The sequence below is a fragment of the Comamonas sp. CMM03 genome, assembly GCF_019218715.1.
In the GTDB taxonomy this organism is placed as follows: domain Bacteria; phylum Pseudomonadota; class Gammaproteobacteria; order Burkholderiales; family Burkholderiaceae_C; genus Comamonas; species Comamonas terrigena.
In genome coordinates this window covers 528,877-542,641 of the sequence record NZ_JAHUXB010000002.1, presented here as the reverse complement: position 1 = coordinate 542,641, position 13,765 = coordinate 528,877, and the positions used below count along the sequence as shown (strand labels likewise).

At 63.8% G+C, this 13,765-nt stretch carries 11 protein-coding genes; all 11 read left to right on the top strand.

Features of this window, described 5'->3' with window-relative positions:
- Positions 1–82: 82 nt before the first annotated feature.
- The 11 genes from KW830_RS09345 to aspS all read left to right on the top strand — a co-directional run bounded on the left by KW830_RS09345 (position 83) and on the right by aspS (position 13,586).
- A complete protein-coding gene (locus tag KW830_RS09345; RefSeq protein WP_218332936.1) occupies positions 83–3,982 on the top strand; it encodes an FAD/FMN-binding oxidoreductase in 3,900 nt (1,299 codons plus the stop codon).
- Entirely contained in the window at positions 3,979–4,434 is a 456-nt protein-coding gene (locus KW830_RS09340; RefSeq protein WP_370626107.1) for an HIT family protein, read from the top strand. The genes KW830_RS09345 and KW830_RS09340 overlap by 4 nt, the downstream gene beginning before the upstream one ends.
- A 55-nt stretch (positions 4,435–4,489) precedes the next feature.
- Positions 4,490–4,978: a gamma-butyrobetaine hydroxylase-like domain-containing protein gene (locus KW830_RS09335; protein ID WP_218332933.1), complete on the top strand. Its 489-nt coding sequence runs from the start codon at positions 4,490–4,492 to the stop codon at positions 4,976–4,978.
- Positions 4,979–5,177: 199 nt separating this feature from the next.
- Positions 5,178–5,909 (top strand): bifunctional demethylmenaquinone methyltransferase/2-methoxy-6-polyprenyl-1,4-benzoquinol methylase UbiE, encoded by a 732-nt coding sequence (gene ubiE / locus KW830_RS09330; protein ID WP_066540580.1) that lies wholly within the window; start codon positions 5,178–5,180, stop codon positions 5,907–5,909.
- 89 nt (positions 5,910–5,998) lie between these two features.
- Positions 5,999–6,982 carry a Tim44 domain-containing protein gene (locus tag KW830_RS09325; protein WP_066540583.1) on the top strand — a complete coding sequence of 328 codons (984 nt, stop codon included), beginning with the start codon at positions 5,999–6,001 and terminating at the stop codon, positions 6,980–6,982.
- A gap of 33 nt (positions 6,983–7,015) precedes the next feature.
- Positions 7,016–7,621 carry an SCP2 domain-containing protein gene (locus KW830_RS09320; RefSeq protein WP_066540586.1) on the top strand — a complete coding sequence of 202 codons (606 nt, stop codon included), beginning with the start codon at positions 7,016–7,018 and terminating at the stop codon, positions 7,619–7,621.
- Complete coding sequence (gene ubiB, locus KW830_RS09315; RefSeq protein ID WP_218332932.1) at positions 7,618–9,186, top strand: ubiquinone biosynthesis regulatory protein kinase UbiB; 1,569 nt, start codon at positions 7,618–7,620, stop codon at positions 9,184–9,186. Before KW830_RS09320 ends, ubiB begins: the two co-directional genes overlap by 4 nt.
- A 34-nt stretch (positions 9,187–9,220) precedes the next feature.
- The gene (locus KW830_RS09310; RefSeq protein WP_066540597.1) at positions 9,221–10,684 is read left to right on the top strand and encodes a sodium:solute symporter family protein; all 1,464 of its coding nucleotides are present in this window, start codon (positions 9,221–9,223) and stop codon (positions 10,682–10,684) included.
- Positions 10,685–10,821: 137 nt separating this feature from the next.
- Positions 10,822–11,097 carry an FmdB family zinc ribbon protein gene (locus KW830_RS09305; RefSeq protein WP_066540603.1) on the top strand — a complete coding sequence of 92 codons (276 nt, stop codon included), beginning with the start codon at positions 10,822–10,824 and terminating at the stop codon, positions 11,095–11,097.
- Positions 11,098–11,105: 8 nt separating this feature from the next.
- Positions 11,106–11,729 (top strand): DUF502 domain-containing protein, encoded by a 624-nt coding sequence (locus tag KW830_RS09300; protein WP_066540605.1) that lies wholly within the window; start codon positions 11,106–11,108, stop codon positions 11,727–11,729.
- A 48-nt stretch (positions 11,730–11,777) separates the two neighbouring features.
- The gene (gene aspS, locus KW830_RS09295) at positions 11,778–13,586 is read left to right on the top strand and encodes an aspartate--tRNA ligase (protein WP_066540609.1); all 1,809 of its coding nucleotides are present in this window, start codon (positions 11,778–11,780) and stop codon (positions 13,584–13,586) included.
- Positions 13,587–13,765 lie beyond the last annotated feature (179 nt).

The window sequence follows — 13,765 nt, the reverse complement described above, 5'->3', positions numbered from 1 at the left end:
GCAGAAACCGAGGCCCTGGCATAAAATCACGCTCCCCATGGCTAAGGAGCGCCCTTCAGGGTGCCCACCCCCGGTCCACCACATGAATGCACCGATTGCGCAGGCCGCCTTGTTGGGCAAGACGGCTGAACCTGCCCGACTCCGCGAGATTCCCTATAACTACACCTCGTTTTCTGACCGGGAAATCGTGATCCGCCTGCTTGGCGCGCCCGCCTGGAGCGTGCTGGAGCTGTTGCGCAGCGAACGCCAGACCGGCCGTTCTGCCCGCATGCTCTACGAAGTGCTGGGCGACATCTGGGTGGTGCAACGCAACCCTTATCTGCAGGACGACCTGTTCCACAACCCCGACCGCCGCAAGCAGCTGGTGGAGGCGCTGGAACACCGCATGGCCGAGGTGCAAAAGCGCCGCGTCCCCGAGGCCGATGCCCAGCGCGACGCCCTGGTGGGCGAGCTGATCGAGGCGGCCAACAATGCCGTGCGCGAGTTCGACCGGACCTTTGACGAAGCCGAGAAGTTGCGCCAGCGCGTGCGCAAGACGCTGGGCAAGCTGACGCACAAGGACAACATCAAGTTCGATGGCCTGTCGCGCGTCAGCCATGTGACCGATGCCACCGACTGGCGGGTGGAATACCCCTTTGTGGTGCTGACCCCGGATTCCGAAGTGGAGATGGCCGGCCTCGTCAAAGGCTGTATCGACATCGGCCTGACCATCATCCCGCGTGGAGGCGGCACCGGCTACACCGGCGGCGCGATTCCGCTGACCTGGCGCTCGGTGGTGATCAACACCGAAAAGCTTGATGCCATCACCGAAGTCGAGATGGTGCAGCTGCCCGGCGTGAGCCACCCCGTGCCCACGGTGTGGACCGAGGCCGGCGTGGTGACCCAGCGCGTGGCCGATGCGGCCGAGCGTGGCGGCTTTGTGTTCGCCGTGGACCCGACATCGATTGAAGCCTCCTGCATCGGCGGCAACATCGCCATGAATGCCGGCGGCAAGAAAGCCGTGCTGTGGGGCACGGCCCTGGACAACCTGGCCAGCTGGCGCATGGTGACACCCGATGCGCAGTGGCTGGAAGTGACCCGCGTGGACCACAACCTGGGCAAGATCCACGACGCCGAGATGGCCAGCTTCGAGCTGAAGTACTTCGAGGCGGACGGCAAGACCCCGGTGCGCAGCGAACGCCTGGACATCCCCGGCCACAAGTTCCGCAAGGAAGGCCTGGGCAAGGATGTGACGGACAAGTTCCTCTCCGGCCTGCCCGGGGTGCAGAAGGAAGGCACGGACGGCCTGATCACCAGCGCCCGCTGGGTGGTGCATCGCATGCCGGCCCATACGCGCACGGTGTGCATGGAGTTCTTCGGCAACGCCAAGGATGCCGTGCCCTCGATCGTCGAGATCAAGGACTACATGTTCGCCGAGCAAAAGCGCAGTGGCGTGCTGCTGGCCGGCCTGGAGCATCTGGACGACCGCTACCTGCGTGCCGTGGGCTATGCCACCAAGAGCAAGAAGGGTGATGGCCATCTGCCCAAGATGGTGCTGATCGGCGACATCGTGGGCGACGACGCCGACGAAGTGGCGCGCGTGACCAGCGAAGTGGTGCGCATTGCCAATTCGCGCAACGGCGAAGGCTTCATCGCCATCAGTGCCGAGGCGCGCAAGAAGTTCTGGCTGGACCGCAAGCGCACCGCGGCCATCAGCCGCCACACCAACGCCTTCAAGATCAATGAGGACGTGGTGATCCCGCTGCCGCGCATGGCCGAGTACACCGACGGCATCGAGCGCATCAATATCGAACTCTCGCTGCGCAACAAGATCAAGCTGTGCGATGCGCTGCTGGCCTTCCTGCAGCAGGGCAATCTGCCGCTGGGCAAGCAGGACGACGCCGGCGACATTCCCACGGCCGAGCTGCTGGAAGACCGCGTGCTCCAGGCCGTGGAGCTGGTGCAGGAAGTGCGTGCCCTGTGGGCCGGCTGGCTGCGCGACGTGGCCGCCCTGTTCCCGCAGTTGCAGGACCACACGCTGCGCTCCAGCTGGAAGACGCAGATCAAGGCCCCGCTGGCGCAGATCTTCAACGGCGAAGCCTTCAAGCCCTTGCTGGACGAGGCAGCGCAGGTCCACCAGCGCGTGCTCAAGGGCCGGGTGTGGGTGGCGCTGCACATGCACGCCGGTGACGGCAATGTGCACACCAACATCCCGGTCAACTCCGACGACTACGAGATGCTGCAGACCGCCCACGAAGCCGTGGCGCGCATCATGCAGCTGGCCCGCAGCCTGGATGGCGTGATTTCGGGTGAACACGGCATCGGCATCACCAAGCTGGAATTCCTGAGCGACGAGGAGCTGCAGCCTTTTGCCGACTACAAGCAGCGCGTGGACCCGGAAGGCCGTTTCAACCGCGGCAAGCTGATCCGCGAGAAGAGCGGCCTGGTGCCCGCCCGCTCGCCGCGCGAAGCGCTGATGTATGCCGACCTGACCAATGCCTACACGCCATCGTTTGGCCTGATGGGGCACGAGTCGCTGATCATGCAGCAAAGCGACATCGGCGCCATTGCCGACTCGGTCAAGGACTGCCTGCGTTGCGGCAAGTGCAAGCCGGTGTGCAACACGCACGTGCCGGGCGCCAATCTGCTGTATTCGCCGCGCAACAAGATTCTGGCCACCTCGCTGTTGGTGGAAGCCTTCCTGTACGAGGAACAGACGCGCCGCGGCGTGTCCATCAAGCACTGGCAGGAGTTCGAGGATGTGGCCGACCACTGCACCGTCTGCCACAAGTGCTTCACGCCCTGCCCGGTCAAGATCGACTTCGGCGACGTGACCATGAACATGCGCAATCTGCTGCGCAAGATGGGTAAGAAGAGCTTCAATCCGGGCAACAAGATGGCCATGGCCATGCTCAATGCCACGAATCCCGACACCATCAAGCTGCTGCGCAAGGGCATGGTGGGCGTGGGCTTCAAGGCGCAGCGCATTGCGTCCGACCTGCTGCATGCGGTGGCCAAGCCGCAGCTCAAGCACCCGCCGGCTTCGGTGGGCAAGCCTGCGCTCAAGGAGCAGGTGATCCACTTCGTGAACAAGAAGCTGCCCGGCGGTCTGCCCAACAAGACGGCCCGCGCGCTGCTGGACATCGAAGACAAGGAGTACGTGCCCATCATCCGCAATCCGCAGACCACCAGTGCGGACACGGAAGCGGTGTTCTACTTCCCCGGCTGCGGCTCGGAGCGCCTGTTCAGCCAGGTGGGCCTGGCCACGCAGGCCATGCTGTGGCACTCCGGCGTGCAGACCGTGATGCCTCCCGGCTATCTGTGCTGTGGCTACCCGCAGCGCGGCAGCGGCCAGTACGACGTGGCAGACAAGATGATCACCGACAACCGGGTGCAGTTCCACCGTGTGGCCAACACGCTGAACTACCTGGATATCAAGACGGTGGTGGTGTCCTGCGGGACCTGCTATGACCAGCTGCAGGGCTACCATTTCGACAAGATCTTCCCGGGCTGCCGCATCATCGACATCCACGAGTTCCTGCTGGAAAAGGGCATCACCTTGCCACAAGGCCAGGGCGGCTACCTCTACCACGACCCCTGCCACAGCCCCATGAAGCTGCAGGACCCGATGAAGACCGTGAAGGCCCTGGTGGGTGACGGCGTGATCAAGAGCGACCGCTGCTGCGGCGAATCCGGCACGCTGGCGGTGTCGCGTCCCGATATCTCCACCCAGATCCGTTTCCGCAAGGAACAGGAAATCCTGAAGGGCGAGGCCGAGTTGCGCGCCAACGGCGCGGTGGGCGAGAAGGAGAACGTGAAGATCCTGACCAGCTGCCCCGCCTGCCTGCAAGGGCTGAGCCGTTACGGCAATGACCTGAAGGATGGCCTGCTGGAAGCCGACTACATCGTGATCGAGATGGCCAAGCAGATCCTGGGCGAGAACTGGCTGCCCGAGTACGTGGCCCGCGCCAACAACGGCGGCATCGAACGGGTGCTGCTGTGAGCACCGCCGTGGCCTCCACCGCACCAGCCGGCTGCCCCTTGTGCGACGGCCTGGGTGGCGCGCTGGTCTGGCAAGGGCGCAACGCCCGCGTGATCCGTGCGCAGGAAGAGGGCTTTCCCGCCTTCTACCGCGTGGTGTGGACGGCGCATGCGGCCGAGTTCACCGACCTGAGCGCCGCCGAGCGCGCCGAGTGCATGGAACTGGTGGCCGCGGTGGAGCGCGTGCTGCGCGACCGGCTGTCGCCCGACAAGGTCAATCTGGCCGCCTTGGGCAATATGGTGGCCCATCTGCACTGGCACGTGATTGCGCGCTGGCGCTGGGACAGCCACTTTCCTGGTTCCGTCTGGGCCGCGGTGCAGCGCCCGCGCGATCCGGCACGCGAGGCCGAGGTGCAGGCCCAGCTCGACGCCACGGACCGCGCGATCGCCGCGGCACTGGATGCGCGGACGTGAACACAACAGCAGCTGCATGTGCACCAGCAGCGCAGGTTTTAGATAGGTAATTGCCATGGCTGACATGCCTCTTCCCCAGTCCATCACCCTGCACGGCGCCTCGCGCGTGCTGGAGCTGGGCTATGCCGACGGCGCCGTGCACCGTCTGCCGTTTGAACTGCTGCGCGTGTATTCGCCTTCGGCCGAAGTGCAGGGCCACGGCCCGGGCCAGGAAGTGCTGCAGACCGGCAAGCGCGATGTGACCATCGTCAACCTGGAGCCCGTGGGCAATTACGCGCTCAAGCCCTTCTTCAGCGACGGCCACGAAAGCGGCCTGTACACCTGGACCTATCTGTACGAGATGGGCATCAAGCAGGAGGCGCTGTGGGCCGACTATCTGGCGCGCCTGGCGGCGGCTGGTGTGGACCGTGACACGCCCATGCCCGGCAAGGCCAGCGGCGGCAGCTGCGGCACGGGCGGCGGTTGCGGCAGCAGCAGTAGCGCCGAGGCCCCGGCCGCCAGCGGTGGCGGCTGCGGCAGCGGTTCCTGCGGCTGCGGCGCCTGATCCCGCGCAACCCCCTTCGTGGCGACGGCAGGAGCTTGGACCCCGTACAGCAGTCCAATTCTCTGCGGTGCTATAGTTAAAGTAGCTTGCGCTGCATGTGGCGCAAGCGTTTATCGCCCCTTTGGCTTGAAGTGATGCCCTGTTGCACTACGGGGTTGTCGCTGTACGAGCCGCCCGGGGCTGCTTACATTCCTGTCCTATGAGCAGCACACATTTTGGTTTCGAGACCGTTGACGAGAAAGACAAGGCCAGCCGCGTGCGCGGCGTGTTTGACTCGGTCGCGTCCAAGTACGACATCATGAATGACTTGATGTCCGGCGGTCTGCACCGTGCCTGGAAGGCCTACACCGTGATGGTGGCCAACCTCAAGGAAGGGGACCAGGTGCTGGACATCGCCGGGGGGACCGGCGATCTGTCGATGGCGTTTTCCAAGAAGGTCGGCAACAGCGGCCGCGTGGTGCACACCGACATCAACGAAGCCATGCTGCGCACGGGCCGCAACCGTCTGGTGGACAAGGGCATCATCCTGCCCACCTTGGTGTGCGATGCCGAAAAGCTGCCGTTCCCCGACGCGCACTTCGATCTGGTGAGCGTGGCCTTCGGCCTGCGCAACATGACGCACAAGGACGCTGCGCTCAAGGAAATGAACCGCGTGCTCAAGCCTGGCGGCAAGCTGCTGGTGCTGGAGTTCTCCAAGGTGGCCAAGCCGCTGGAGAAGTCCTATGACTTGTACTCATTCAAGGTGCTGCCCTTCCTGGGTAAGCTGGTGGCGGGCGATGACTCCAGCTACCGCTATCTGGCGGAGTCCATCCGCATGCACCCGGGGCAGGAAGCGCTCAAGACCCTGATGCAGGACGCGGGTTTCGGGCATGTGGACTATCACAACATGACGGGCGGCATCGTGGCCCTGCATGTGGGTATCAAGTGCTGACGCTGAAAGGACAGGTACCTATGCAGTACGGATTTTCAAAAGGTTTTGGTTAGTTCGGAATTTTTTCCCATTATTAGGAGAGCAAAGCAATGATGAAGGTGTGGGCAGTGGTTTTGGTCGCAGCGTTGGCTGTGGTGCATCCCTCCGTGGAAGCCAAACGCATGGGCGGTGGCGGTTCCATGGGCAAGCAGTCGAGCAATGTGACGCAGCGTGAAGCTGCGCCCCGTGCACCCCAGCAAGCACCGGCCCAGCAACAGGCCGCAACCCCCAAGCCCGCTACCCCGGCCGCCACGCCGGCAGCGCCTGCCAAGAAGCCCTGGGGCGCCATGCTGGGCGGCCTGGCCGCAGGTCTGGGCCTGGCCTGGCTGGCCCATTCGCTGGGTTTTGGTGAAGCCTTCGCCAACATGCTGATGTTCGGTCTGCTGGCACTGGCCGTGATGGTGGTGATCGGCATGGTCATGCGTGCCCGCAGCAAGCCCAAGGCCGCCGCCAGCGCTGCAGCATCGCCTTTCGCCTTCCAGGGCGCGGGGGCCCCGGTCCCGGAGGCCGTGGTGCAGCCGCGTGACTACAACCCGAAGAATGTGGGCAATGACGCATCGGCCCGCCCCTGGGAGCAGGACCATGTGCCGGCCACCGGCGGCAGCATGATCGGCTCCGGCCTGGCAGCGTCGGCACCGAACTGGAGCGTGCCGGCCGACTTTGATGCCGCAGGCTTCCTGGAAGCCGCCAAGCGCAACTTCGTGACCCTGCAGGCCGCCTGGGACCGTGGCGATGTCGCCACGCTGCGTTCCATGATGACCGACGAGATGCTGTCCGAGATCAAGAGCCAGCTGCAAGAGCGTGAAGCCCAGAGCGGCGGCGTGCTCAACCAGACCGATGTGGTGATGATCGAAGCCCAGTTGCTGGGCATTGAAGACCTGGGCCATGCCTACATGGCCAGTGTGGAGTTCTCGGGCATGATCCGTGAAGATGCCTCCGCAGGCCCCAGCCCCTTCCGCGAAGTCTGGAATATGACCAAGCCGAAGAGCAATTCCAGCGGCTGGCTGGTGGCGGGATTGCAGGCACTGCAATAAAAATCTTTCCACTTCAGGAATAATCGGGGGACTATGGCAACACAGTCCCCTTTTTCTTTTCTCAACGGCCTGGTCGAACGCGTGGTGGAAACCGTGCAGCCGCCCCAGTGGCTGGTGCACGAAACCCAGCAGCGCGTCGTGCTCTTCCTCAACCATGTGCTGATGCAGGAGAAAGCGGCCATGGAGCGCCTGGTGCGCCAGAAAGGGCGTGTGGCCCGGGTGCAGTGGCGCAATTTCAATATGGCGCTGCTGATCACGCCGGCCGGCCTGTTCAATCTGGCCCCCGAAGGCGCCACTCCCGACCTGCTGCTGGAAATTGCCGACAGCAACCCGCTGGTGCTGGCCAAGACGGCCCTGCGCGGCGACAAGCCCGCCATCCGCATCGAGGGTGATGTGCAGCTGGCGGCCGACATCCACTGGCTGGTCGACAACGTCGAGTGGGATGTGGAAGAAGATCTGGCACGCATCATCGGTGACACGCCGGCCCACATGATCGGCAGCGCGGCCCGCAAGCTGGCTCAGGGGCTGCGCCAGTTCGTCGGTGCTCGCATGGCCAAGGCCGATGAGGCCACCACACCTGCCCCCGGCGCACAGAACAACCTGCCGGTGGCCGACGCCGAGCCGCGCCAGCCGCAATGAGCAAGTTCCTGCGGGGCGCCACCATCCTCTGGGTGGCCTTGCGCTATGGGCTGGATGAGCTGGTGCTCTCTGGCTTCGAGCATCCCTGGCTGCGCGGCCTGCGCCGCGTGCTGACACTGGGCCGCAAGCTGGACGCGCCGCGCGGCGTGCGCCTGCGCGAGGCGCTGGAATCGCTGGGCCCGATTTTTGTGAAGTTCGGCCAGGTGCTGTCCACACGCAGCGACCTGATGCCGCCCGATGTGGCAGAAGAGCTGGCCAAGCTGCAGGACCGCGTGCCGCCGTTCGATCCCCAGATTGCGGTGGACACCATCGAGAAATCGTTTCGCAAGCCCCTGGACCAGGTGTTCCTGAGCTTCGAGCGCGTGCCCGTGGCCAGTGCCTCGATCGCCCAGGTGCACTTCGCCACCGTGGTGGACCGGGATGGCAAGGAGCGCGAAGTGGCTGTCAAGGTGCTGCGCCCCGGCATGAAGCGCGTGATCGACAAGGATCTGGCGCTGATGCACATGATGGCCAGCTGGGTGGAGCGGCTTTCTGCCGATGGCAAGCGCCTCAAGCCCCGCCAGGTGGTGGCCGAGTTCGACAACTACCTGCACGACGAGCTGGACCTGATCCGCGAAGCCTCCAATGCAGCGCAGCTGCGCCGCAACATGGACGGCCTGGATCTGGTGCTGATTCCCGAGGTGTACTGGGATTTCTGCCGCCCCGACGTGATGGTGATGGAGCGCATGAAGGGCGTTCCCATCAACCAGATCGAGCGTCTGCGTGAAGCCGGGGTGGACATCCCCAAGCTGGCGCGCGACGGAGTCACCATTTTCTTCACCCAGGTGTTCCGCGACGGCTTTTTCCACGCCGACATGCACCCTGGCAACATCATGGTCAGCCTGGAGTCCGAGACCTTCGGGCGCTATATCTCGCTGGACTTCGGCATCGTCGGCACGCTGACCGAGTACGACAAGGAGTATCTGGCGCAGAACTTCACGGCCTTCTTCCGGCGTGACTACAAGCGCGTGGCCGAGCTGCACATCGAAAGCGGCTGGGTGCCGCCCACTACCCGGGTGGACGAGCTTGAAGCCGCCATCCGCGCCGTGTGCGAACCGTACTTCGACCGTCCGCTGGCCGAGATTTCGCTGGGCATGGTGCTGATGCGTCTGTTCCAGACCTCGCGCCGCTTCCAGGTGGAAATCCAGCCGCAGCTGGTGCTGCTGCAAAAGACCCTGCTCAACATCGAGGGCCTGGGCCGCCAGCTGGACCCGAATCTGGACCTGTGGAGCACGGCCAAGCCCTTCCTGGAAAAGTGGATGCTGGACCAGATGGGGCCGCAACGTCTGTGGCGCGAACTGAAGGCCGAGGCCCCCCGCTATGCCAAGCTGCTGCCCGAGCTGCCCCGTCTGGTACAGCAGTTCCTGCAGCAGGACCGCCACGGCAGCCAGCAGGCCATGCGGGAGCTGCTGGCCGAACAGAAGCGCACCAACCGATTGCTGCAGATGATTCTGTACGGGGGCGTGGGCTTTGTGCTGGGCCTGGTGGTGGTGCGCATCTTGCTAGTGACGCACTTCATTTTCTGAATCTACAAAAACAACTTTCAACGGGAGAACCAGCGTGCTGCTCTTCATGGTGATTGCTTACCTGTTCGTCACCATCGGCATCGGCCTGTGGGCGGCCAGGCGGGTGAAAAACACGGCCGACTTCGCGATTGCCGGCCGGCATTTGCCGATGTACATGATCATCACCACCACGTTTGCCACGTGGTTCGGTTCGGAGATCGTGCTGGGCGTGCCGGCCAAGTTCATCGAAGGCGGCCTCCATGCCGTGGTGGAAGACCCGTTTGGCGCGGGCATGTGCCTGATCCTGGTGGGCCTGTTCTTTGCCGGCAAGCTCTACCGCATGACGCTGCTGACCATCAGCGACTACTACCGGGGCCGTTTCGGTCGCGGCATCGAAGTGGTCTGCTCGCTGATCATCATGCTCAGCTACCTGGGCTGGGTCTCGGCCCAGGTCACAGCGCTGGGCCTGGTGTTCAATCTGCTGTCCGGTGACCTGATCAGCGTGCCCTGGGGCATGGCGATCGGCGTGCTCTCCATTCTGGTCTACACCCTCTGGGGTGGCATGTGGTCGGTGGCCGTGACGGACTTCATCCAGATGATCATTCTGGTGCTGGGTCTGGTGGTGCTGGCCTTTTTTGCGGCCGACATGGCCGGCGGTGCGGACAAGGTGATCGATCTGGCCACCAGCCGCGATCTGTTCAAGTTCTGGCCCGAGCCCAGCTGGCACGAAATCCTGTTCTTCTTCGGCGCGGCCATTACCATGATGCTGGGCTCCATTCCGCAGCAGGACGTGTTCCAGCGCGTGATGTCGGCCAACAGCGAAAAGGCGGCCGTGCGTGGCACCGTGATCGGTGGCACCGCCTACATCTTCTTCGCCTTTGTGCCCATGTTTCTGGTGGCCAGTGCGCTGCTGATCATGCCGGAAGAGGCCACGGCCCTGCTGGGAGACGATCCGCAGAAGGTGCTGCCCACGCTGGTGATGGACAAGATGCCCGTGGTCATGCAGGTGCTGTTCTTCGGTGCGCTGCTGTCGGCCATCAAGTCCTGCGCATCGGCCACCTTGCTGGCCCCCAGCGTGACCTTCACCGAAAACATCTGGCGCCAGTTCCGCCCGATGACCAGCGACCGCGAAAACTTGCTCACCATGCGCATCAGCGTGCTGGTGTTCGCCGCCTGCGTGCTGACCTATTCCATCCTGATGGAAGGCACGCCCATCTACGAACTGGTGTCCAGCGCCTACCAGGTGCCGCTGGTGGGGGCTTTTGTGCCGCTGGTGTTTGGTCTGTACTGGAAGCGGGCCAGCACCCAGGGCGCCATTGCCGCGGTGACGCTGGGCATTGGCGTGTGGCTGTTGTTCATGGTGGTGCCGGGCTGGGCGGACGTATTCCCGCAGCAGCTGGCAGGCCTGCTGGCGGCCATGACCGGCATGGTGACGGGTTCGCTGCTGCCGCAGTGGATCACCAACCGCCGTGATGAAGTGGTGCACTACACCTCGGACACGCCGGTTGTCGGGGTCTGAGTTCCTGTCTTGTTGCGGGCCCCGCCGCCGGGTTTGGCAACGGGCGCCCGATGGGGATTGAGCCTTGCCGGGCTTCGCCAAGTCTGGCTGCCTATAATGAAGGGTTTTGCGAAATCCTTTTTTCCTCCCTCTGCGCTATGCCGATCTATGCATATAAGTGTGGCTCCTGTGGCCACGCCAAAGACGTTCTGCAGAAAATGTCGGATGCGCCGCTGACGGCCTGTCCGGCCTGCGGTGCCGAGGCCTTTTCCAAGCAGCTGACGGCCCCGGGCTTCCAGCTCAAGGGCTCGGGCTGGTATGCCACCGACTTCAAGGGCGGCTCGACCTCCCAGGCGGCGGCTGCGCCTGCCTGCGACAGCGGTGGCAGTGCCTGCGCGGCCGCGGGCTGCCCATCTGCTTCGGCCGAGGTGTAAGCCGCCCTATGTCAGCACTGCGCAAATGGCTCTTCACCGGTCTGCTGGTCATCGTGCCCGGCGTCATCACCGCCTGGGTGTTGAACTGGATCATCAGCACGCTGGACCAGACCCTGCAGATCCTGCCGGAGCACTGGCAACCCGACAAGCTGCTGGGCATGCACATCCCGGGTTTCGGGGTGCTGCTGACCTTGCTGATCCTGCTGCTGGTGGGCGGTGTGGCCAGCAATTTCGTAGGCCGCAAGTTGGTGAGCTGGGGCGATGCCATCATTTCCCGCATCCCGGTGGTACGCTCCATCTACTCCAGCGTCAAGCAGGTGTCGGATACGGTGTTCTCCGACAGCGGCAACGCGTTTCGCACCGCCGTGCTGGTGCAATGGCCGCGCGAAGGCGTGTGGACGGTGGCTTTCATCACCGGCCAGCCATCGGGCGAAGTGGCCAGCTACCTGCGCGATGAATATGTGAGCGTGTTCGTTCCGACCACGCCCAATCCCACGGGCGGCTACTTTGTGCTGATGCGCAAGAGCGATTGCGTGGAGCTGGAGATGAGCGTGGACACCGCGCTCAAGTACATCGTTTCGATGGGTGTCGTGGCTCCACCGCCGCTGCCGGTGCCCGACGAGCCCAACTGATAAACAACCCAAACAGCGCGCCCCACGAGGGCGCAGGAAGATAAACCGATGGCCATGCGCTCTGAATATTGCGGTCTTGTGACCGAGGCCCTGATGGGCCAAACCGTGACCCTGTGCGGCTGGGTGAATCGCCGCCGTGACCACGGTGGTGTGATCTTCATCGACCTGCGCGACCGCGAAGGTTATGTGCAGGTAGTGTGCGACCCGGACCGCGCTGAGATGTTCAAGACCGCCGAAGGCGTGCGCAACGAATTCTGCGTGCAGGTCAAGGGCCTGGTGCGTGCACGTCCTGCAGGCACGACCAATGACAAGCTCAAGAGCGGCCAGATCGAAGTGCTGTGCCACGAACTGAACGTGCTGAACGCTTCGGTGACGCCTCCCTTCCAGCTGGACGACGACAACCTGTCCGAAACCGTGCGCCTGACCAACCGCGTGCTGGACCTGCGCCGCCCGGTGATGCAGCGCAACATGATGCTGCGCTACAAGACCGCCATCCAGGTGCGCAACTTCCTGGACAAGCAAGGCTTCATCGACATCGAAACCCCGATGCTGGGCAAGTCCACCCCCGAAGGCGCCCGTGACTATCTGGTGCCTTCGCGCGTGCACGACGGCGAATTCTTCGCGCTGCCCCAGTCGCCCCAGCTGTACAAGCAGATGCTGATGGTGGCCGGCTACGACCGCTACTACCAGATCACCAAGTGCTTCCGCGACGAAGACCTGCGCGCGGACCGCCAGCCTGAATTCACGCAGATCGACTGCGAAACTTCGTTCCTGAACGAAGAAGAAATCCGTGCCATCTTCCAGACGATGATCAAGGAAGTCTTCCAGACCCAACTGAACGTGGATCTGGGCGAATTCCCCATCATGACTTACCAGGATGCGGCCTTCCGCTTCGGTTCGGACAAGCCCGACCTGCGCGTCAAGCTCGAATTCACCGAGCTGACCGACTGCATGGGCGATGTGGACTTCAAGGTCTTCTCCACCCCTGCGACCACCAAGGGTGGCCGTGTGGTGGCCCTGCGCGTGCCCGGCGGCGCTGCGATCTCGCGTGGCGAAATCGACGGCTACACCGAGTTCGTCAAGATCTATGGCGCCAAGGGCCTGGCCTGGATCAAGGTCAACGAAGTGGCCAAGGGCCGTGACGGCCTGCAGTCGCCCATCGTCAAGAACCTGCACGATGCAGCGATCGCCGAAATCCTGAAGCGCACTGGCGCACAGGATGGTGACCTGCTGTTCTTCGGTGCAGACAAGGAAAAGATCGTCAACGACTCCATCGGTGCGCTGCGCCTGAAGGTCGGTCACAGCGAATTCGGCAAGAAGAACGGCCTGTTCGAAGACAAGTGGGCACCGCTGTGGGTGGTGGACTTCCCCATGTTCGAATACGACGAAGAGAACGACCGCTGGGCCGCCGTGCACCACCCGTTCACTTCGCCCAAGGACGGTCATGAAGACCTGATGGACACCGATCCCGGCAAGTGCATCGCCAAGGCCTACGACATGGTGCTGAACGGCTGGGAACTGGGCGGTGGCTCGGTGCGTATCCACCGCGCCGACGTGCAGGCCAAGGTGTTTGCGGCACTGAACATCACGCCGGAAGACCAGCGTGCCAAGTTCGGCTACCTGCTGGATGCGCTGCAATACGGCGCACCTCCCCACGGTGGCTTGGCCTTCGGTCTGGACCGCCTGATCACGCTGATGACCGGCTCGGATTCCATCCGTGACGTGATCGCCTTCCCCAAGACCCAGCGTGCACAGGACCTGCTGACCCAGGCGCCTTCGCCGGTGGACGAGAAGCAGCTGCGCGAGCTGCACATCAAGCTGCGCAACGTGGCGGTGACCACCACCACGGCCGAGTAAGCCATGGCCTGATCCAGCGGTGGTGCTGCGGCGCTAGCCGCTGGCGAGCGACCCCTGCTAACGCCACCCAGCCTCCCGGCCGGGTGGCGTTTTTCATGGCCGTCGCTCCAAGGCATGAGAGCAGGGCGGGCATCCGTTATGGCTGAAAAATGCTGTGCTGCAGCATGGTCGTGGGGCGG